The sequence below is a fragment of the Novosphingobium tardum genome, from assembly GCF_042652045.1.
Lineage (GTDB): Bacteria > Pseudomonadota > Alphaproteobacteria > Sphingomonadales > Sphingomonadaceae > Novosphingobium > Novosphingobium tardum.
Window position 1 is genome coordinate 976,947 of sequence record NZ_JBHSDR010000003.1, and the last position, 18,211, is coordinate 995,157.

Annotated in this window: 23 protein-coding genes; 13 read left to right on the plus strand and 10 right to left on the minus strand. The window is 65.3% G+C overall.

Annotated elements, in window-relative coordinates; genetic code table 11:
• Window positions 1–5: 5 nt before the first annotated feature.
• Window positions 6–803 (plus strand): siroheme synthase, encoded by a 798-nt coding sequence (locus tag ACFO0A_RS04870; RefSeq protein WP_379537839.1) that lies wholly within the window; start codon window positions 6–8, stop codon window positions 801–803.
• Here ACFO0A_RS04870 and ACFO0A_RS04875 read toward each other — a convergent pair.
• The 9 genes from ACFO0A_RS04875 to pyrE form a co-directional block, all read right to left on the minus strand.
• A complete protein-coding gene (locus ACFO0A_RS04875) occupies window positions 769–1,203 on the minus strand; it encodes a PaaI family thioesterase (protein WP_379537840.1) in 435 nt (144 codons plus the stop codon). The two genes, ACFO0A_RS04870 and ACFO0A_RS04875, sit on opposite strands and share 35 nt — an antisense overlap.
• Window positions 1,200–1,679, minus strand: coding sequence for a PaaI family thioesterase (locus ACFO0A_RS04880; RefSeq protein WP_379537841.1), 480 nt, complete (start codon window positions 1,677–1,679; stop codon window positions 1,200–1,202). The genes ACFO0A_RS04875 and ACFO0A_RS04880 overlap by 4 nt, the downstream gene beginning before the upstream one ends.
• Window positions 1,680–1,746: 67 nt before the next feature.
• Window positions 1,747–2,247, minus strand: a complete 501-nt coding sequence (gene ruvX, locus ACFO0A_RS04885) for a Holliday junction resolvase RuvX (RefSeq protein WP_379537842.1) — start codon at window positions 2,245–2,247, stop codon at window positions 1,747–1,749.
• Window positions 2,229–3,338: a DUF3089 domain-containing protein gene (locus tag ACFO0A_RS04890; RefSeq protein WP_379537843.1), complete on the minus strand. Its 1,110-nt coding sequence runs from the start codon at window positions 3,336–3,338 to the stop codon at window positions 2,229–2,231. The genes ruvX and ACFO0A_RS04890 overlap by 19 nt, the downstream gene beginning before the upstream one ends.
• A 3-nt stretch (window positions 3,339–3,341) precedes the next feature.
• The gene (locus ACFO0A_RS04895) at window positions 3,342–4,457 is read right to left on the minus strand and encodes an AI-2E family transporter (RefSeq protein ID WP_379537844.1); all 1,116 of its coding nucleotides are present in this window, start codon (window positions 4,455–4,457) and stop codon (window positions 3,342–3,344) included.
• On the minus strand, window positions 4,454–5,356 hold the full coding sequence (gene lepB / locus ACFO0A_RS04900; protein ID WP_379537845.1) for a signal peptidase I: 903 nt from the start codon (window positions 5,354–5,356) through the stop codon (window positions 4,454–4,456). The genes ACFO0A_RS04895 and lepB overlap by 4 nt, the downstream gene beginning before the upstream one ends.
• Window positions 5,356–5,766: a holo-ACP synthase gene (gene acpS / locus ACFO0A_RS04905; RefSeq protein WP_379537846.1), complete on the minus strand. Its 411-nt coding sequence runs from the start codon at window positions 5,764–5,766 to the stop codon at window positions 5,356–5,358. Before acpS ends, lepB begins: the two co-directional genes overlap by 1 nt.
• Before the next feature lie 10 nt (window positions 5,767–5,776).
• The gene (locus tag ACFO0A_RS04910; protein WP_379537847.1) at window positions 5,777–6,514 is read right to left on the minus strand and encodes a pyridoxine 5'-phosphate synthase; all 738 of its coding nucleotides are present in this window, start codon (window positions 6,512–6,514) and stop codon (window positions 5,777–5,779) included.
• A complete protein-coding gene (gene pyrE, locus ACFO0A_RS04915; RefSeq protein WP_379537848.1) occupies window positions 6,511–7,095 on the minus strand; it encodes an orotate phosphoribosyltransferase in 585 nt (194 codons plus the stop codon). Before pyrE ends, ACFO0A_RS04910 begins: the two co-directional genes overlap by 4 nt.
• A 222-nt stretch (window positions 7,096–7,317) precedes the next feature.
• Here pyrE and coxB point away from each other — a divergent pair, with 222 nt between their 5' ends.
• The 9 genes from coxB (at window position 7,318) to ACFO0A_RS04960 (ending at window position 14,949) form a co-directional block, all read left to right on the plus strand.
• Window positions 7,318–8,514: a cytochrome c oxidase subunit II gene (gene coxB / locus ACFO0A_RS04920; protein ID WP_379537849.1), complete on the plus strand. Its 1,197-nt coding sequence runs from the start codon at window positions 7,318–7,320 to the stop codon at window positions 8,512–8,514.
• 23 nt (window positions 8,515–8,537) lie between these two features.
• On the plus strand, window positions 8,538–10,241 hold the full coding sequence (gene ctaD / locus ACFO0A_RS04925; protein WP_379537850.1) for a cytochrome c oxidase subunit I: 1,704 nt from the start codon (window positions 8,538–8,540) through the stop codon (window positions 10,239–10,241).
• A 74-nt stretch (window positions 10,242–10,315) separates the two neighbouring features.
• The gene (locus tag ACFO0A_RS04930; protein ID WP_379537851.1) at window positions 10,316–11,284 is read left to right on the plus strand and encodes an alpha/beta fold hydrolase; all 969 of its coding nucleotides are present in this window, start codon (window positions 10,316–10,318) and stop codon (window positions 11,282–11,284) included.
• Window positions 11,285–11,330: 46 nt separating this feature from the next.
• A complete protein-coding gene (locus tag ACFO0A_RS04935) occupies window positions 11,331–12,248 on the plus strand; it encodes a heme o synthase (RefSeq protein ID WP_379537852.1) in 918 nt (305 codons plus the stop codon).
• Complete coding sequence (locus ACFO0A_RS04940) at window positions 12,245–12,415, plus strand: hypothetical protein (protein ID WP_379537853.1); 171 nt, start codon at window positions 12,245–12,247, stop codon at window positions 12,413–12,415. The genes ACFO0A_RS04935 and ACFO0A_RS04940 overlap by 4 nt, the downstream gene beginning before the upstream one ends.
• A gap of 4 nt (window positions 12,416–12,419) precedes the next feature.
• Window positions 12,420–13,004: a cytochrome c oxidase assembly protein gene (locus tag ACFO0A_RS04945; protein WP_379537854.1), complete on the plus strand. Its 585-nt coding sequence runs from the start codon at window positions 12,420–12,422 to the stop codon at window positions 13,002–13,004.
• A gap of 89 nt (window positions 13,005–13,093) precedes the next feature.
• Entirely contained in the window at window positions 13,094–13,915 is an 822-nt protein-coding gene (locus tag ACFO0A_RS04950) for a cytochrome c oxidase subunit 3 (RefSeq protein ID WP_379537855.1), read from the plus strand.
• Window positions 13,916–13,996: 81 nt separating this feature from the next.
• The gene (locus ACFO0A_RS04955; protein ID WP_379537856.1) at window positions 13,997–14,350 is read left to right on the plus strand and encodes a DUF983 domain-containing protein; all 354 of its coding nucleotides are present in this window, start codon (window positions 13,997–13,999) and stop codon (window positions 14,348–14,350) included.
• Window positions 14,347–14,949, plus strand: a complete 603-nt coding sequence (locus ACFO0A_RS04960) for an SURF1 family protein (protein WP_379537857.1) — start codon at window positions 14,347–14,349, stop codon at window positions 14,947–14,949. Before ACFO0A_RS04955 ends, ACFO0A_RS04960 begins: the two co-directional genes overlap by 4 nt.
• 9 nt (window positions 14,950–14,958) lie before the next feature.
• On the opposite strand, the gene ACFO0A_RS04965 is transcribed toward ACFO0A_RS04960, so the two are convergent.
• Window positions 14,959–15,417 (minus strand): SRPBCC family protein, encoded by a 459-nt coding sequence (locus ACFO0A_RS04965; RefSeq protein ID WP_379537858.1) that lies wholly within the window; start codon window positions 15,415–15,417, stop codon window positions 14,959–14,961.
• A gap of 51 nt (window positions 15,418–15,468) precedes the next feature.
• Here ACFO0A_RS04965 and ACFO0A_RS04970 point away from each other — a divergent pair, with 51 nt between their 5' ends.
• The 3 genes from ACFO0A_RS04970 to ACFO0A_RS04980 are packed head-to-tail and all read left to right on the plus strand — an operon-like array spanning window position 15,469 to window position 18,162.
• Window positions 15,469–15,813 carry an ArsR/SmtB family transcription factor gene (locus ACFO0A_RS04970; protein WP_379537859.1) on the plus strand — a complete coding sequence of 115 codons (345 nt, stop codon included), beginning with the start codon at window positions 15,469–15,471 and terminating at the stop codon, window positions 15,811–15,813.
• A gap of 55 nt (window positions 15,814–15,868) precedes the next feature.
• The gene (gene thrC, locus ACFO0A_RS04975) at window positions 15,869–17,272 is read left to right on the plus strand and encodes a threonine synthase (protein WP_379537860.1); all 1,404 of its coding nucleotides are present in this window, start codon (window positions 15,869–15,871) and stop codon (window positions 17,270–17,272) included.
• Window positions 17,273–17,304: 32 nt separating this feature from the next.
• Entirely contained in the window at window positions 17,305–18,162 is an 858-nt protein-coding gene (locus ACFO0A_RS04980) for a class I SAM-dependent methyltransferase (protein ID WP_379538168.1), read from the plus strand.
• The last annotated feature ends 49 nt before the right edge of the window (window positions 18,163–18,211 follow it).

Sequence of the window (18,211 nt, forward strand, 5' to 3'; positions counted from 1 at the left end):
GGCGGGTGCACAGCCTGCCGCTTTTCCATCGTGTTGCCGGGCAGCCGGTAATTGTGGTGGGCGAGGGCGACGCGGCGCAGGCCAAAAGGCGGATGGTCGAACGCGCTGGCGCGCACGTCGTCGGCATCGACGACAGGAATGCCCGCCTGGCTTTCGTCGCCCTGGAGGATGCGGAGCGATGCGAGGCGCTGGCCCGGGAATTGCGATCCCGGGCAGTTCTGGTGAATGTCGTCGACCAACCTGCCCTTTGCGACTTCACCGTCCCGGCCTTGGTTGAGCGTGAGCCGCTGCTGGTTGCGATCGCGACGGGGGGCGCTTCGGCGGGTTTGGCAAAAGCCGTGCGCTTACGGATCGAACGTTTGCTTCCGCCGACTGCTGGCGCGCTCGCTGCGGCGCTCGGGTCAGCGCGGGGTGCCTTGCGCGCGCGCTGGCCCGATGCCGGCGAGAGGCGGCGCGCCCTCGATCAGGCCTTGAGCGAAAACGGACCGCTAGACCCGTTCTCGGACGGAGCGAGTGACCGCGTGCAGACCTGGCTCGCGTCTCCGCACGACGAGCGGCCCGGACGTGCGGAGATCATCCGGCTGCGCTCCGGGGATCCCGACGACCTGACTCTGCGTGAGGCGCGGCTGCTCGGCTCTGCTGACGTGGTGCGCCATGACGGCCGAGTTACTACGGAGATTCTCGACCGGGCCAGGGCAGATGCACGCCGCGAACTTCTTGTAGCCACGGCCGAGCGCATCAGCGCCCCGTCAGGTGCCCTCGTCGTCGTTATCTACGGTCCAGAGAGCCCAGCAGAATGTTGAGCCAGGCGGTCGCGATCGGCTTGCCTCGGTCGTCCTGCCATGCCTCTGCGCTCACGTTGGCTACGCGGCGACCGGCGCGCGTGACCCGGCCCAGGGCAAAGGTGCGCTGCTGGGTTCCACCGCGCAGAAACTCTACATTCATGTTGATGGGCTTGATTCGCGAAGGGGCACCGCGGCGCTCCAGCTCGCAGCGCAAGGCGACGATCGCAGCCATTTCCAGCAGGCCGCTGATCGCGCCGCCGTGGAGGTAGCCGGGACGCCCGTGGAGCCGCTCGGAAAAGTCGAGCGCGAGGAGCGGAATGTCGTTTTCCATCGCCTCGACCGTAAGCCCGAGCGCAAGTCCGTATGGGGGGAGCATGCTCTGGGCATGGGCGGCATCGATGGTGCGCGAAAAAGTCATGCCGGCCCCTCGACCAGCATGAAGGTGCCGACCGCATGGGCCACCGGGTCTGCCGGGTCGCCATCGTGGGCAAGGCCGCGCACGAAAGCGACGTTGCGCCGCATCTGGTAGCATTCGCCGCGAGCGACGACCGTCTTTCCTGGCGTCGCCGCGCGCATGTAGTCGATCCTGAGGTCCAGGGTGACTTGCGGCTGGAATGCCTTGCGCAGTGTCCAGACCGACATCGAGGTCACGTTGTCGAGCAGACTGACTATCGGGCCCGAAGCAAGGACGCCGGTGTCGGGATTGCCGACGAGGTCCTCGCGCCACGGGAGCTGGAGCTCGAGCCAGTTGTCGCCGTGGTCGTGATAGTCGATGCCGAGAAAGCCCCCATGGCCGCGCCGGTTCATGGCCCGGCTGAATCGCTTGGGATCGAAGACCGTGCCGGGGGGAAGGATGAACTCCTTTTCGCCCGATGGAGGATGCGCCTGGCTCATCGTTCGCGCTCCTGCCGAGCGGCCATGACGATTACAATATCTATTTGGGCGCTGCCTTGCGCGCTGGCTAGCGCTCCGCGCCGCCGGTCAGCGCGTCGAGCGCGGCCTGGAGGATCGTCGCGGCGGCGGCTGAATCGATCCGTTCCTTGCGCTTGGCGCGGCTCATGTCCTGGTCGATCAGCGCGCGCTCTGCCGCCACGGTGGACCAGCGTTCGTCCCAGAGCAGCACGGGCATGGCGAGCACAGCGAGATTGCGCGCATACGCGCGGGCCGACTGGCTGCGCGGACTTTCGCTGCCGTCCATGTTGAGCGGCAACCCGACGACGATGCCGACTGCGCTGCGTTCCTTGGCCAACCCCTCGATCGCCGCGCGGTCGCGGGCGAATTTGCCGCGCTCGATCGGCTTGCCGGGCGACGCGAAGCGCCATCCGGCATCGCACACTGCGGTGCCGATCGTCTTGGTGCCGGTATCGATGCCGATCAGCACTCCGCCTTCGGGCAGCGCGGCGCGGAACTCGTCGACCCGCGTGGTAACCGGCGGGGCGGAAGTCAGGGGACGGGCTTCCACGCGGCGACCCGGGCGGCGACATCCGCGCGCAGATTGCTCCAGAACAGCGGGATATCGTAGACGTGGTAATTGTTGCCGGGCAGCACGTAGGGACCGAGCGAGGGCGGCGGTCCGATCAGCAGCATGCCCCCTTCGCAACGTGCGGGTACGAGCCCGGGCTTCACCTCGCCTTCACTGAGTTGCGCATTCGGGATCAGGGTGCCGAGGTTGGCGCTGGCCGGTGCATTCCCGCCGACACCCCCCGTAAGGGGATTGGTGCAAAGGATCTCGCTGTCACCGCGCTTCTGCCCGTCGAAGCCGGTCGATGCCGCGTAACTGTCCTTGACCGTCGAGGGGTCGGCCGGCTCGGCGTAGCTGGACCAGCTTACGATGCAACCGGGCTGGCCGGATGTGGCGCAGGCCGGGAGGCCCAGCTTGGGCAGGTCGTGCGATACCGAGATCGGCCAGCCGATCGCGTATGCGGCGGCGATGCGCCCGGCGAGCGGAGTGCCGGCAACCTTTTCCTTCAGGAGCCGAATCAGGTGAAGGGCACCCTGGCTGTGCCCGGCAAGCACGATTGGCCGGTCCTTGGGGACGCTGGCGACGAAGTAGTCGAATGCCTGGGCAACGTCCTTGTAGGCAAGATCGGTTGCGGCCTGCGCATCGGCACTGTCGGTCAGGAACGAGCCGAATGCCGCCTGCCGGTAGCGCGGCGCCCAGACTTCGGCGGAGCCTGCAAAGGGGCTCGCCATGCCGCGAAGGAATAGGCGCGCGCGGTTCTGCGATTCTTCATCGTCGAGCGGGGCGTTCCAGTGATCGCGGGCCAGATAGCTGGTCGGGTGAATGAAGAAGACCGCGGCGGGAAGTGGGGCCGGGGGAGCGGCACCGGCCGGAGCCCAGTGAGCAGCGTCGTCGATACCCATGCCGGGCCGCGCAAACCACAGCTTGGCGTCCTCATAAGCGTTGCCCGCCAGCGCATCCTGCGCCTCGAACTTGACCCGGGGGACGAAGGCGAAACTGCTAAGCTCCTTCGACCAGTAGCGCAGCCCCACCGCGCCTGCGACGAAGACCACGACCATGAACGCCACGAAATAAAGGAATTTGCGGACCATCGTTCAGCTTTCGGCACGGACGCGTTCGGTGTTGAGTTCGGCCCGCCGCTCGAGCGCGATCTTGACCATCGCGACGATCGGGTCCGCCAGCGCGAGTCCGAGAATGCCGAACATCACGCCGAAGACGAGCTGTGCGCCAAGAACCAGCGCAGGAGCAAGATCGACGGTCTTTTTGGCGACCATCGGCACGATCAGGTAGCCGTCGATCGATTGCACCGCGATGTACACCCCGATGCAGAACAGGCCCATGTCGGTGCCGCCCGAAAATCCGACCAGGATCATCAGCACGCCCGAGATCGGCGCGCCGATATTGGGCAGGAAGGCTAGCAACCCCGTCAGCAGGCCCAAGAGCGCAGCCATCGGCACGCCGTAGATGCTCAGTGCCACGCCGGTCGCGACCCCTTCGACCGCCATTCCGGTCAATCGGCCGGCGAGTAGCCGGCGTAGCGCAAAGCCCATGCGGCTGGCGGTTTCATGAAAGCGCTCGCGCCCTTCGACCGGGAGCATCCACGCGACGCCACGCTCGTATAGCCGGGGTTCGAGCGCGAGGTACACGCCGAGCACGACGATCATGAGAAGCGTGGTCAGCCCGCCGATCAGCCCACCGAGCGCGCGCGTTACCGGACCCACGCCCGTGACCATCTGTTGGGCCAGCGATTTGATGTCGGCGGTTCCGACATCAATCCCATGCGCGCTCGCCCACGCTACCGCACGGTTGGCCTGCAGCTGGATCACCGCCGGCATTTCGGCCGCCTGCGTGGCGATCTGCGAGCCGGTGTAGGCAATCGCCCAGATGAGGAATATCAGGGTGAGGACGAGTACGATCCCCACTCTCGTGCCGCGGCCCAGCGGCAGGACTCGACCCAGCAGGCGCGCACCGCCGTCGACCATGGTGGCGAAGACGACGCCGCCCAGGATCACGAGAAGCGGCTGAGCGAAGAAAACGATCAGCGCCGCTAGCAGCGTCATCCCGATCCAGATCGCTGCTTTGCGCACCTCATGGCGGAGACGGGGATCCTGTATCTCGGACGGGCTTTGCTGGACGGGCTCGCCTGCCATCGCCGCCTTTTGTGTCGCCGGGTCGTGAGGTTCGGCGTGCGGCGTGATGGTTTGCTTCATCGCGACGTCTTCGCCGGATCGAGCGCGGCGCGCAAGTTGCGCCATGCGCGGTCCTTGCGCAACGAGGCCCACCAGGTGCGCGGATCGAGCGTCGCGCTGCCATCCAGCGAAAAGGTTATGAACTCGGCTCGGCCACCGACGCTCGAAAGCGGCACCGGTCCGCCAAGACCCTTTTCGAAAGGTCCCGAATTGGCCCGGCTGTCCGCGGAATGGTCGCGGTTGTCGCCCATGAGGAAGACGTGGCCCGCTGGAACCTTGATTTCGGCGTAATTGTCGAGCGGCTGGTTCTGAAGGTGATCGATGATGTCGTAGCTGACGCCGTTGGGCAGCGTTTCGCGCAAGATGGGAAGCTCGCAAAACTCGCGGCCCGACGCGCTGCGATAACGCAAATTTGGAAATTCCTCAGGCGAACACGGCTCATTGGGGTCGACGGCGAGTTCGAGCGGAGGCTCGACCGCTTGGGGAATCGGCCTGCCGTTGAGGATGATCTGACCGTTCACCACCGCGATCCTGTCGCCCGGAAGCGCGATGACGCGCTTGATGTAATCCTCGTCGCGATCGGGGGGAACGACGATCACGATGTCGCCATAAGCGGGAGTCTTGCCGAGCAGCCTTTCGCGGCTGCGGGGCAGGACATGGAAAGAGGCAGAGACCCACGACCAGCCATACGGATACTTGCTGACCACCAGACGGTCGCCGACCAAAAGGTTCGGCATCATCGAGATGGAGGGGATGTAGAACGGTTTCGCGATAAAGCTGTGAAAGCCGATGACCGCGAGCAGCATCAGCAGCAGGCCGCGTGCCTCGGCCCACCAGTCCACCTTGTGGGCGCCACGACCGCGCGAATCGGGTGTCGAAGTTTTCAATGCCTCGGGCGGGCGAGGGCCGGCGTCGCTCATCAGCGCTGCGCCAGCGGACGCGCCTCGATGACCACGAAGGCCTGGGCAAAGGGATGGTCGTCGGTCATCGTCAGGTGCACGGTGGCTTCGTAGCCTTCAGGAGTGATCGCGACGAGCCGGGCCAGGGCGCCTCCCGTCAGCGCCAGCGTCGGCGCGCCCGAATGGGCATTCACCACGCCGATGTCCTTCATGAACACGCCGGCCTTGAAACCGGTCCCGACCGCCTTCGAAAAAGCCTCCTTGGCGGCGAAGCGCTTGGCATAAGTGCCGGCGCGGGTGAACGGCCGCCTCGCGGCCTTGGCGCGTTCGACCTCTGTAAACACACGCCGCTCGAAGCGCTCGCCGAAGCGGGCCAGCGAATTGGCGATCCGATCGATGTTGCAGAGGTCCGAGCCGATGGCGATGATCATCGCGAAGTCCTCAACGTGCGTCGTCCATCAGCGTGCGCATATGCCGCACGGCACTCTCCAGTCCGGTGAAGATCGCCTCGCCGATAAGATAGTGGCCGATGTTGAGTTCTGCGAGCTGGGGAATGGCGGCGACCGGCTGGACGTTTTCGAAGGTCAGGCCGTGCCCGGCATGCGGCTCGATCCCGTTCTTGGTCGCAAGCGCAGACATCTCGGCAATCCGCCGGAGTTCGATTGCCTGCTGCTCGCCGGTTGCGTGCGCGTATTCGCCGGTGTGAAACTCGACCACCGGGGCCTTCAGGCGCATCGCAGCCTCGAGTTGGCGCGCTTCGGGGGCGATGAACAAACTCACCCTAATGCCGGCATCCGCGAGCCGCGCGACGATCGGCGCAAGCCGGTTGTGCTGGCCCGCCGCGTCCAGGCCGCCTTCGGTCGTGCGCTCCTCGCGCCGCTCGGGCACGATGCACGCGGCATGCGGCTTGTGGCGCAGGGCGATGGCTAGCATCTCGTCAGTCGCGGCCATTTCTAGGTTCAGCGGCAGGTCGGTGGCGGCCTGGATGCGCGCAATGTCGTCGTCACGAATATGGCGGCGGTCCTCGCGTAAGTGCGCGGTGATCCCGTCGCCTCCCACCGCGGCCACGATCTGGGCTGCGCGCACCGGGTCCGGGTGATCGCCGCCCCGCGCGTTGCGGATCGTGGCCACATGATCGATGTTTACGCCAAGACGCAGGCGAGGCGGTGACGCGCTCATGGCTTGGCGCGGCTTCCCGGCTTCGTTGCAGGCGTCGCGGCAAGGGCAGCCGGCACCTCATCGGGCGCATAGGTCGGGAAATCGAGCGCGATCAGCGGAAAGAACGGCACCGGGAAGTCCGCGGTCCCGCCCGACCGGTCGACAAGCGAGGCGGCGGCAACAACCTTTCCGCCCGCGGCCTCGACCGCGGCGATAGCCTCACGGCTGGAAAGCCCTGTCGTGACGACATCTTCAACCAGCAGGACCTTCTCACCCGGCTGCAGGGCGAAACCGCGACGAAGCTCGAACGTGCCGGAAGGTCGTTCGACGAACATCGCGTCGATCCCGAGCGCGCGCCCCATCTCGTGGCCGATGATCACCCCTCCCATCGCCGGGGAGACGACCGTTGCGATGCTGGCGCGAAGGTCGGACGGGATACGGTCGGCCAGCGCTTTTGCCAGTCGCGCGGCCCGCGCTGGATTCATTAGAACACGTGCGCATTGCAGATAGTGTCCGCTATGCCGCCCCGACGAAAGCAGGAAGTGCCCTTCGAGCAGCGCGTCGCTGGCCCTGAACTCGGCGAGGATTTCGTCGTCGGTCATCATGCTCCTGGCGGGTCCGTCCCGGCATGGAATCGCCAAGTGGCGAGGCGTGAAATGCGATGGCCCAGAGTGTGTCGGGCGCGTCCGAAAAATATCCCCCGGGGCGCTTGAGACTGGCGGAAGCCGCGCGTATAGGACGCCGCAACCGTCGATCCCCCAGGGGCAAAAATGCGGGTTCGCCCTTAGGCGGCACTCTGCAAAAAGGGAAGCGAAAGCGATACGATGAGCCGAGCCGAGAATACCCGGTCGTTCACCCGGACCTTGACCGGAGGTTTCAGGAAACTGGCGTTGGCGGCGGTCCTCGTCGCTGCTCCGGCAATGGCGCAGGCACCGGCTGCGGCCCCCGCGGCTCCTGCGGCAGCGGCTTCCGCGCCTGCCATTTCGGCTCCCGGCGCTGCTCGCGCGCCGGACGTAGTCACTCGTGCTACCGATACCGCGGCCGGAGCTTCGGCAGGGGCCGCGACCGCTGCCGTTCCCGCCGCTGCCGTTCCCGCCGCTGGCGGTGGGTACACCCCGATGGCGCCGACGGCCGGCAAGGGCCAGCCCGTCGATGGCGGTTGGACGTTCCAGGACCAGTACTCGCCGATCGGCGAATATGCGCTCTGGATGCACGACGCGATACTCGTGCCGCTGATCACCGTGATTAGCCTGTTCGTGCTGATCCTTCTCCTCGTGGTGATGGTCCGCTTCCGCCGTGGCCGTAACCAGACCCCGTCGAAGACGACGCACAACGCGATGATCGAGGTCGTCTGGACGCTTCTTCCCGTGCTCATCCTCGTCGGCGTGGCGGTGCCCTCGATCAAGCTGCTGGCCAAGCAATACAAGCCGGCGCCCGCCAATGCTCTGACGGTGAAGGCTACCGGCAACCAGTGGTTCTGGTCCTACTCCTATCCCGACAACGGCGGGCTCGAGATCGTCTCGAACATGCTGCCCGACGAGGAAGCGATCAAGCGCGGCGAGCCTGCGCAGCTGGGCGTCGACAACCGCATGGTGCTCCCGGTGGGCGAGCCGATCCGGCTTCAGACGACCGGCGCCGACGTGATTCACTCGTTCGCTGTCCCCTCGCTGTGGTTCAAGCTCGATGCGGTGCCGGGCCGGATCAACGAGAAGGTGCTCTTCATCAAGGAGCCTGGCGTCTATTACGGTCAGTGTTCGGAACTGTGCGGTGCTCGCCACGGCTACATGCCGATCGCGATCGAGGCGCTGCCCCGTCCGCAGTTCGACGCATGGGTGCTCGCCAAGGGCGGATCGCTGAAATCGGCCAAGCCGGCGGAGGCTGCCGCTGCGGTGCCCGCGCCTGCTGCCGCACCCGCAGCGGCCGCAAGCCCCGCCGCTTCTCCCACTTCCGGGGCCAGCCCCGCCGCCGCGGGCGCTTCGCCTGCTCCCACCGCTTCCGGCGCACCCGCGCCCGCCGCCTGACCTGACGAGGCTCGAGAAGACCCATGGCAACTATTCCCGCCCCCACAGAAGGCTTCCAGGCCCACGATCACGCGGCCCATGATCATGGGCACGATCACATGCCGGGCTTCTTCGCGCGCTGGTTCATGTCGACGAACCACAAGGACATCGGCACGCTTTACCTGATCTTCGCGGTCTGCGCGGGAATCATCGGCGGCGCCGTTTCGGGCCTGATGCGGGCCGAACTCGCGCAGCCCGGCATCCAGTACCTGACGATGTGGACGAGCTGGATGGAGGGCAAGCCCGCCGAATTCAACTCAGCGCTGCACATGTGGAATGTGCTGATCACCGCGCATGGCCTCATCATGGTCTTTTTCATGGTCATGCCGGCCATGATCGGGGGCTTCGGCAACTGGTTCGTGCCCTTGATGATCGGTGCGCCCGACATGGCGTTCCCGCGCATGAACAACATCTCGTTCTGGCTTACGGTTGCGGGTTTCTGCAGCCTCATGTTTTCGGCCTTCGTCCCGGGTGACGTTACCGGAGGTCTTGGCGCGGGGACGGGCTGGACGGTCTACGCACCGCTCTCCACCAGCGGAAGCCAGGGGCCAGCGGTAGATTTCGCGATCTTCTCGCTCCACCTGGCGGGTGCGGCCTCGATCATGGGCGCGATCAACTTCATCACCACCATCTTCAACATGCGCGCACCGGGCATGACCCTGCACAAAATGCCGCTGTTCGTTTGGTCGGTGTTGGTCACGGCCTTCCTGCTGCTCTTGGCCCTGCCGGTGCTGGCAGCCGCGATCACCATGCTTATTACCGACCGCAATTTCGGCACCACATTCTTCGATGCCTCGGGCGGCGGTGATCCGGTGCTTTACCAGCACCTGTTCTGGTTCTTCGGTCACCCGGAGGTCTACATCATGATCCTGCCGGGCTTCGGCATGATCAGCCAGATCGTGGCGACGTTCTCGAAGAAGCCGGTGTTCGGCTATCTCGGCATGGCCTACGCGATGGTTGCGATCGGCGTGGTCGGGTTCATCGTGTGGGCGCACCACATGTATACGACCGGCCTCGACGTGAACACGAAGATGTATTTCACCGCGGCGACGATGGTGATCGCGGTGCCCACGGGCATCAAGATCTTCAGCTGGATCGCGACGATGTGGGGCGGCAGCCTCTCGTTCAAGAGCCCGATGGTCTGGGCGCTCGGCTTCATCTTCCTGTTCACCGTCGGCGGCGTTACCGGCGTCGTGCTCGCGAACGGCGGAATCGACGACAACCTGCAGGACACCTACTACGTGGTTGCGCACTTCCACTACGTGCTCAGCCTCGGTGCGGTCTTCTCGCTGTTCGCCGGTTTCTACTACTGGTTCCCTAAGATGAGCGGGCGCTGGCACTCGGAACTGCTGGCCCACATCCACTTCTGGATTTTCTTCGTCGGCGTGAACATCATCTTCTTCCCCATGCACTTCCTCGGACTGCAGGGGATGCCGCGCCGCTATCCGGACTACACCCCGGCGTACGAATACTGGAACAAGCTCGCTTCCGAAGTCGGCTACACGACGATGGCGGTCGGCATGCTGGTGTTCTTCGTCAACATCGGCTGGGCGCTTGCGGCCGGCCGCAAGGCGGAAGGCAACTACTGGGGCGAAGGCGCCACCACTCTGGAGTGGACGCTGTCCAGCCCGCCGCCGTTCCATCAGTTCGAAACGCTGCCGGTGATCGACGACCACGCTCACCATTGAGCGTTCGCCGCACCGCAAGATCGATCGCGCCCCGGCCTCAACCGCCGGGGCGTTTTCGTTTCAGGAGATAGAAGATGGCCGAAACGCGCATGATCGACGCTGGCGAAGTGAACTTGCGGGCCGCGGTCGAGGGTTCGGGGCCGCTCGTGATCTTCGTGCACGGGTTTCCGGAGAGCTGGTATTCGTGGCGGCATCAGCTCGGCCCGGTCGCTGCGGCCGGCTTTACCGCCTGCGCGATCGACGTGCGCGGCTATGGCGGATCGGACAAGCCTCACCCGGTGGAGGCCTATACGCTCGAGCACCTCGCGCGGGACCTCGCCGGAGTGGCCGACGCGATGGCGCCCGGAGAACCGGCGATACTTGTCGGTCACGACTGGGGCGCGCCGATCGTATGGAACACCGCGCTCACGCGCCCCGAGCGGTTTCACGCAGTCGCGGGCTTGTCGGTTCCGTACTCAGGCGTTCCCGAACGCCCGTTCACCGAGGTCTTCCGCCAGCATTTCACCTCGCAAGGGCGGTTCTTCTACCAGGAATACTTCCAGGAACCGGGTGTTGCCGAGGCCGAGGCCGAGGCCAACCCGCGCGATTTCGTGGCGCGGATGATGTACTCGATCTCGGGCGACGTTCCGCCGGGCGCTTATTGGGACAAGCCGCTGGGTGCGACGTTCCTCGAAGGCCTGCCTGACCCCCGGCCGGTGCCGTGGCTGACCGAAACCGATCTCGACTTCTACGAGTCTGAATTCGCCGCTTCCGGCTTTCGCGGTCCGCTCAATCGCTATCGCAACCACGAGCGCGATTTCGAATGGCAGCAGAAGTACGCAGGGTACGTCATCGAGCAGCCTTCGCTGTTCATCGGCGGGACCCGCGATCCGGCAACGACTCTGTTCGGGGCGGTCGCCGATCCGGTGGAGATGATGCGAAGGTTCGCTCCGCGCGTTGAAGGCCATGTGCTGGAGGGCGTCGGCCACTGGACGCAGCAGGAACGGCCCGCCGAAGTGAATGCCATCCTCATCGAGTGGTTAAATCGGCTGCCCCGGGGCTAAGCGCTTCCAACCGGGACAGAGGCGGCCTATAGGGCCGGGACTTCCGATGTCCGCAACCGCTTCCCTCCAACTGCCCACCGATTGGCGCGACTTTTATTCGTTGACCAAGCCGCGGGTGATGAGCCTGGTGATCTTCACCGGCCTGTGCGGTCTGCTGGCAGCGCCCGGAACAATCCATCCCGTGCTGGGCTTTACCGCCATCCTGTGCATCGCAGTGGGCGCGGGCGGTGCGGCCGCGCTCAACCAGTGGTGGGAAGCCGATCTCGACGCCGGGATGAAGCGTACCGCTGCGCGTCCCTTGCCCGCAGGACGGATGGACCGGACGTCCGCCCGTGATTTCGGCGTCGGATTGTCAGTGGCCTCGGTGCTCGTCATGGGCCTGGCCGTCGGTTGGCTCGCCGGCCTCCTGCTGGCGGTGTCGATCGTCTACTATGCGGTCGTCTATACGATCTGGCTGAAGCCGCGGACGCCGCAGAACATCGTTATCGGCGGCGGAGCCGGCGCCTTCCCGCCGCTCATCGGCTGGGTTGCCGTCACGGGGCACATCACTGCGATGCCGCTCCTTCTGTTTGCGATCATCTTCATGTGGACCCCCCCGCACTTCTGGGCGCTCGCCATGTTCGTGAAGTCCGATTACGCAAAGGTGGGAATCCCGATGATGCCGGTCGTCGCAGGCGAGCAATCGACGCGGCGACAAATCCTCATTTACGCCGCTCTTCTCGTCCCGGTCGCGCTGGCCCCCTGGTTGATCGGCGGCACCGGCGCGATCTACGGCATTAGCGCGCTGGTGCTGTCGCTAGCGTTCCTGGCATTGTCGGTGAAAGTCGGCCTGCGCCGCACTGGCGCAGCGGACCGAATGAAGCCCGAAAAGCGTCTGTTCGCATTCTCCGTCGTCTACCTCTTCACGTTGTTTGCCGCGCTGGTGGTCGATCACCAGGCTTCCCTCCAAGGATGGTTGCAATGAACGATATCCACGAACCCCCGGTCATTTCCGAGGCCGAGATGGCAGCCTACCGTGCGCGTCAGCGGGGCCGCAATCGCGTGATGGGGCTGGTCCTCGGCGGGCTCGCGATCCTGTTCTTCGCCATTACGATGGCCAAACTGGGCCTCAAAGCCAGCGGGCAGGGCTGACACAATGGCAAGCGCTCCTTCCGTCAACGGCGCCGATGCCGTTTCCCGCCGTAACCGCCGGGTAGGGCTCTACGCGGCGTTTTTCGCGCTCGCGATGCTGGGCGTCGGCTATGCCGCTGTCCCGCTCTACCGCCTCTTTTGCCAGGCAACCGGATTTGCCGGCACTCCGGCGCGCGCTACCGAGGCGGACGCCGAAAAGGTTGTCGCAAGCGCGGGCCGGACGATGTCCATTCGCTTCGACGGCAACGTCGCCGCGGGCATGCCGTGGAACTTTCGTCCCGAACACGTGACCGATACGGTCGACGTGGGCGCGCGCGACATGGCGATCTTTCTGGCCAAGAATCTGTCGGACAAGCCGGTAACCGGCCGGGCAACCTTCAACGTTCAGCCCGAACAGGCGGCAAAATACTTCACGAAGATCCAGTGCTTCTGTTTCACCTTGCAGACCCTCAAGCCGGGGCAGGAGGTGCGGATGCCGGTGATCTATTACGTGGATCCCAAGATCCTCGATGATCCCGACGCGCGCGATGTCGAGCAGATCACGCTGAGCTATACCTTCAATGAAGTGAAGGCTTCACCCGCCGGCTGACGATTGCCCGAGCAAAGCCTCTGGACCGTATGGAAGCGGGGCGATAAGGGCCGAGACAGCCAACGCGACGCACGTACGGGGACCTATCGATGGCCGGCACGAAGAACCACGACTACCACATCCTTCCGGCCGATCCCTGGCCGTTCATCGGGGCGTTTTCCGCGCTGACGCTGACCAGCGGCGGCGTGCTGTCGATGCACAGCATGCCGTTCGGCAAGTACGTCCTGCTGCTGGGCTTCGCGCTTGTCCTGCTTACGTTCTATTCGTGGTGGTCGAACGTCATCAAGGAAGCCAAGGCCGGCGATCACACGCCTGTCGTCCAGCTTCACCTGCGTTACGGCATGATCCTGTTCATCGCGTCCGAAGTCATGTTCTTCGTGGGCTGGTTCTGGGCCTTCTTCGATTTCTCGCTGTTCCCGTCGACGCTCGCCGAAGTGGTGGGCGGACAATGGCCGCCAAAGGGCATCGAAGCGGTCATGGATCCCTTCGACCTGCCGCTGCTCAACACCCTGATCCTGCTGTGCTCGGGCACGACCGTTACTTGGGCGCACCATGCGCTCATCCACGGCGACCGTGACGGGCTCAAGAAGGGCCTGTGGGCGACGATCCTGCTGGGCATCCTGTTCTCGAGCATCCAGGCCTACGAATACGCGCACGCGCCGTTTCCGTTCGGCGAAAACACCTATGGGTCGGCGTTCTACATGGCGACCGGCTTCCACGGGTTTCACGTGCTGATCGGTACGATCTTCCTGATCGTGTGCCTCAAGCGCGCCTACAACGGCGATTTCACGCCCCGCCAGCACTTCGGCTTCGAGGCGGCCGCATGGTACTGGCATTTCGTCGACGTGGTCTGGCTGTTCCTGTTCCTGGCGATCTACGTCTGGGGCGGTTGGGGCGCCCCGACCCACTAGGGTCGGGCGCAAGCGATTACCTTGCCGGATAACAAGACACCCGCGGGGCCGGGGCCGGATGACAAGCCGGCTTCGGCACCGTTGCGTTTCGGCTCGACGCTTCCTTACGGCAAGTGTCCGCGCTGCCATGCGCAGACGCTGTTCGACGGGGTGATCCGCTTTGCGCCACGTTGCCGGGCCTGTGGCCTGGAGTTTTCCGCGTTCAATGTGGGCGACGGCCCGGCGGCCTTTCTTACCCTGTTCATCGGAACGCTGGTTTCGGCGCTGGCGATCTGGCTCCAGCTCGCGTTCGATCCGCCCTTCTGGGTGCACATCGTGCTGTGGGTGCCGCTGACGGTGCTGGCGGTGCTTGTGGGACTGCGGGCGGCCAAGGAAAAACTGCTGGTAGCCGAATATCGCCGCCGGGCAGGAGAACACCGCCGAAGCGGCCCATGAACAAGGTCGTGGCGCACCCGCGGATACCTCTTTTGCCGACCATTCTGGTGATCGCGGCGATCGGCACGATGATCGCGCTCGGGTTCTGGCAATTGCAGCGTCTCGCGTGGAAAGAAGCGCTTATAGCGCGCTATGCCCATGCTCAGGACTTGCCAGCCGTGGCCTGGCCCCGCGATCCGGCCGATCGCGCCGACGCGCTTTATCGGCGCAGCAGCGTTTCCTGCGAACGAGTGATTACGAGCGGTGCCGTGGCGGGCCGCAATGTGAAGGGTGACAGCGGGTGGGCGCAAACGGCCCGTTGCGCGATCGGCGGTGGCGGAAATGCTGACATCGTGTTGGGCTGGTCCAGCGATCCGGCTCTGCACGCATTTACCGCTGGCGAAATCGTGGGCCGCATAGGGCCTGCCGCCCGCGATGGAGTGCGCCTGATCGCCGATCCGCCCTTGGCCGGACTTGCCGCTAATGCGCTGCCAGACCCGCGCGACCTGCCGAATAACCACCTGGCATACGCCGTTCAGTGGTTCCTTTTCGCGGCTACCGCGGCGGTGATCTATATCCTGGCACTTAGGAAGAGATTGCGCGCCGGCGCCGGGCGCTGACGCGGGCCCTCACTTGTACATCCCGTCGCGCAGGTTGATGCCGTGTTCGGCCCAGACCTTGAGTGCGGCGAGCATCTGGCTCCAGCCCATGCAGTTGCCATAGCTCGCCGCCAGTCCGCCCCGGGTTTCGTGCCAGCCCTCTTCGGCGATCTCGACCAGCGTTCGGTCTGGTCCGACCGGTTTGAACGTCATCGTCACGGTGGTATTGTAGGGTGCCTCTCTCGCATCGGGGTCATTGGCTTTCCACTCGAGCACGATCCGCTCGTCAGGGACCACTTCGGTCACGTGGACCGGGAACGCGCCGGGGAAGTCGTGGAAGTCCCACATGACCGTCGCGCCTTGCTCTAGCCGCCCGACAGCGCCCCCGGTGGTGAAATAGTGCGAGAGCTGGGCCGGGTCGGCCACGGCTTCGAACACCTCGTGCAACGGCTTGGCAATGTGAGCGAACACCCTGAACTTCAGATCCATGGCCGATCCTTTGCGCTTGAGTCGGACATTATTATGTTATAAAAATATAACATGTCAAACGAAGTGGAATTCGACGCTATTTTCAGGGCGCTGTCCAATCCCGCGCGGCGGGCAATCTGCGACGAGCTCAAGCTGCGGCCGCTCACCACGAAGCAGCTTTGCGCCGTATTTGAGCGGCTCGATCGCTGCACCGTCATGCTCCATCTCAAGGTGCTGGAGCAGGCCGGCCTGGTCGTTCCCGTGCGCAAGGGGCGCGAGCGGTTCAATTACCTTGATGCGATGCCGATCCAGGCCATCCACGAACGGTGGATCGGACCGCACGCCGCCGCTGCGGCGTCCGGACTACTCCGGCTGAAGAACGAGGTACAAAGCGCCGGCAAGCAAATCCACGCCTGAACCTAGCACCGATTGCTTGCGGCCCGCGCGGCGCCCGTCTAACCGCCGCATCACCATGGAATACGTCAGCACCCGGGGGGCCGCACCGGCACTCGACTTTCGCGGCGCAACGCTTGCCGGGCTGGCCAGCGACGGCGGCCTGTATCTGCCGCGCGAGTGGCCCCGCTTCTCGGCCGACGAGATCGCCGCAATGGCAGGCTTGCCTTATGCCGAGTTGGCAGCGCGGATCATGCAGCCTTTCATCGGCGACGCGATCGCGCCAGAGCGGTTGCGCGAACTGACCGCAGCGGCGTACGGGCGTTTCGCGCACGCCGCGGTGACCCCCCTCGTCCAGCTTGATGAGAGGCAGTGGCTGCTGGAGCTTTTCCACGGTCCGACGCTGGCGTTCAAGGACGTGGCCCTGCAGTTCCTCGGCCTTCTGTTCGAGGAATTTCTGCGCGGCGTCGACGATCACCTGACGATCGTTGGCGCAACTTCGGGCGACACCGGTTCGGCGGCGATCGACGCGGTCGCGGGAAGGGCCGGGATCGACATCTTCATGCTGCATCCGCGCGGACGCATCAGCGACGTCCAGCGCCGCCAGATGACCACCGTCCTGGCTGACAACGTCCACAATGTGGCGATCGAGGGCAGCTTCGACGATGCCCAGGCATTCGTGAAGCGCATGTTCAATGATCCCGCGATGGCCGGACGGTTCCACCTGTCGGCCGTCAACTCGATCAACTGGGCCCGCCTGATGGCCCAGGTCGTCTACTACTTTGCCTCGGCGCTTCAACTCGGCGCGCCGTCTCGCCGGGTCGCCTTCAGCGTGCCAACGGGCAATTTCGGCGATGTCTTTGCGGGCTACGTGGCGGCGCGGATGGGGCTGCCGGTCGAACGGCTGTTCGTGGCCACGAACGTCAACGACATTCTTCACCGTGCGCTGTCGAGCGGCGACTATTCGGCAAGCACCGTCACGCCAACGGCCGCGCCATCGATGGACATCCAGGTCTCGTCCAATTTCGAGCGACTCCTGTTCGACCTTGGCGGACGGAACGGCGCGGCGCTGGCCGAACAGATGGCGGGTTTCGAGGCAACTGGCGCGATGCGCCTCACCAATGCGCAGCGAGAAGGCGCGGCGGCCCTGTTTGCCAGCGCCCGCGCTGATGCCGACGACATGGCCGGCGCGATGCGGTGGGCGTTCGAGGCGACAGGACAGGTCATCGATCCGCACACGGCGATAGGCCTCCACGCCGCGCGCAAGGCCGAGGGTCTGGGAGCGTCGGTCCCGATTGTCACACTCGCCACGGCCCACCCAGCCAAGTTCGGCGACGCGGTCGAACGCGCTACAGGCCTACGCCCTTCGCTGCCGGCGCGCGTCGGCGACCTGTTCGAGCGCGCAGAGCGTTGCAGCGACCTGCCCGGCGACTATGCCGCCGTGGCCGATTTCGTCGCCGCGCACGCAACCCGGCAGGCTTGATCGTGGCAGAGCTGGCGCCGGCCCCGCTGGTCATGGCCGGCGCCTCGTGGACCGACTACGCACTTCTCGACAGCGGTCATGGTCGCAAGCTCGAACGCTACGGCAACTACCGCTTCATCCGCCCCGAAGCGCAAGCGCTCTGGTCGCCGCGCACTGCGGATTGGGCGGCAGACGGCGAATTCGTGCCCGGCTCGGACGAGGACGGCGGCGGGCGCTGGCATTTTACGGGTAAAGTGCCGGGCGAAGGTTGGCCGCTGTCGCGCGGGCCTGTGCAATTTACCGCCCAGTGTACCCCGTTTCGCCATCTCGCCTTCTTTCCGGATATGGCACCCGTGTGGGACTGGATGGACGCCAGGCTTGCAGGCCGAGTTGATGCCGCGACGCTGAACCTCTTCGGGTACACCGGCGTTGGCACCTTGGGCCTGAGCGCCCACGGACAGGTCACCCACGTCGACGCATCGAAGAAGTCGGTCGCCCAGGCGCGCGAAAATGCCGCACTATCGGGCATGGCCGATCGGCCGATACGCTGGATCGTCGACGACGCCGCTAAGTTTGCTGCGCGCGAAGTGCGTCGTGGCCGCCGTTATGACGGAATCATCCTCGATCCGCCCAAGTTCGGGCGCGGGCCGGAAGGCGAAGTCTGGCGGCTGGAAGAGCATCTTCCCGGCCTCGTCGCGGATTGCGCACGACTGCTTGATGCCGACTCCCGGTTCCTGTTCCTTACCGTCTATGCGGTAAGGATGAGCGCGCTGGCACTCGCCGGCCTTCTGGCCGAGGCGCTCGCCGATTTGCCGGGTGTGATCGAATTCGGCGACCTGGCGATGGCAGAGGAGGGGGACGCTGCCCGTTTGCTGCCCACCGCGATCTTTGCACGCTGGAGCAACGACTGAGTGCCGCTGGATCGCCGTTCGCCAGCGCATGGACAAGCGCGGCCGCAGG

What these genes read in the sequence shown, in the direction of transcription:
- ACFO0A_RS04880 (WP_379537841.1), bottom strand. Translation starts at nt 1,679, where the DNA reads ATGAGCCAGGCGCATCCTCCATCGGGCGAAAAGGAGTTCATCCTTCCC.
- acpS (WP_379537846.1), bottom strand. Translation starts at nt 5,766, where the DNA reads ATGATCATCGCCATCGGCTCGGACCTCTGCAACATCGATCGGATCGCC.
- thrC (WP_379537860.1), top strand. Translation starts at nt 15,869, where the DNA reads ATGGAATACGTCAGCACCCGGGGGGCCGCACCGGCACTCGACTTTCGC.
- ACFO0A_RS04890 (WP_379537843.1), bottom strand. Translation starts at nt 3,338, where the DNA reads ATGGTCCGCAAATTCCTTTATTTCGTGGCGTTCATGGTCGTGGTCTTC.
- ACFO0A_RS04940 (WP_379537853.1), top strand. Translation starts at nt 12,245, where the DNA reads ATGAACGATATCCACGAACCCCCGGTCATTTCCGAGGCCGAGATGGCA.
- ACFO0A_RS04875 (WP_379537840.1), bottom strand. Translation starts at nt 1,203, where the DNA reads ATGACTTTTTCGCGCACCATCGATGCCGCCCATGCCCAGAGCATGCTC.
- ACFO0A_RS04930 (WP_379537851.1), top strand. Translation starts at nt 10,316, where the DNA reads ATGGCCGAAACGCGCATGATCGACGCTGGCGAAGTGAACTTGCGGGCC.
- ACFO0A_RS04935 (WP_379537852.1), top strand. Translation starts at nt 11,331, where the DNA reads ATGTCCGCAACCGCTTCCCTCCAACTGCCCACCGATTGGCGCGACTTT.
- ACFO0A_RS04960 (WP_379537857.1), top strand. Translation starts at nt 14,347, where the DNA reads ATGAACAAGGTCGTGGCGCACCCGCGGATACCTCTTTTGCCGACCATT.
- ctaD (WP_379537850.1), top strand. Translation starts at nt 8,538, where the DNA reads ATGGCAACTATTCCCGCCCCCACAGAAGGCTTCCAGGCCCACGATCAC.
- pyrE (WP_379537848.1), bottom strand. Translation starts at nt 7,095, where the DNA reads ATGACCGACGACGAAATCCTCGCCGAGTTCAGGGCCAGCGACGCGCTG.
- ACFO0A_RS04945 (WP_379537854.1), top strand. Translation starts at nt 12,420, where the DNA reads ATGGCAAGCGCTCCTTCCGTCAACGGCGCCGATGCCGTTTCCCGCCGT.
- ACFO0A_RS04970 (WP_379537859.1), top strand. Translation starts at nt 15,469, where the DNA reads ATGTCAAACGAAGTGGAATTCGACGCTATTTTCAGGGCGCTGTCCAAT.
- coxB (WP_379537849.1), top strand. Translation starts at nt 7,318, where the DNA reads ATGAGCCGAGCCGAGAATACCCGGTCGTTCACCCGGACCTTGACCGGA.
- ACFO0A_RS04980 (WP_379538168.1), top strand. Translation starts at nt 17,305, where the DNA reads ATGGCCGGCGCCTCGTGGACCGACTACGCACTTCTCGACAGCGGTCAT.
- ACFO0A_RS04965 (WP_379537858.1), bottom strand. Translation starts at nt 15,417, where the DNA reads ATGGATCTGAAGTTCAGGGTGTTCGCTCACATTGCCAAGCCGTTGCAC.
- ACFO0A_RS04910 (WP_379537847.1), bottom strand. Translation starts at nt 6,514, where the DNA reads ATGAGCGCGTCACCGCCTCGCCTGCGTCTTGGCGTAAACATCGATCAT.
- ACFO0A_RS04950 (WP_379537855.1), top strand. Translation starts at nt 13,094, where the DNA reads ATGGCCGGCACGAAGAACCACGACTACCACATCCTTCCGGCCGATCCC.
- ACFO0A_RS04895 (WP_379537844.1), bottom strand. Translation starts at nt 4,457, where the DNA reads ATGAAGCAAACCATCACGCCGCACGCCGAACCTCACGACCCGGCGACA.
- lepB (WP_379537845.1), bottom strand. Translation starts at nt 5,356, where the DNA reads ATGAGCGACGCCGGCCCTCGCCCGCCCGAGGCATTGAAAACTTCGACA.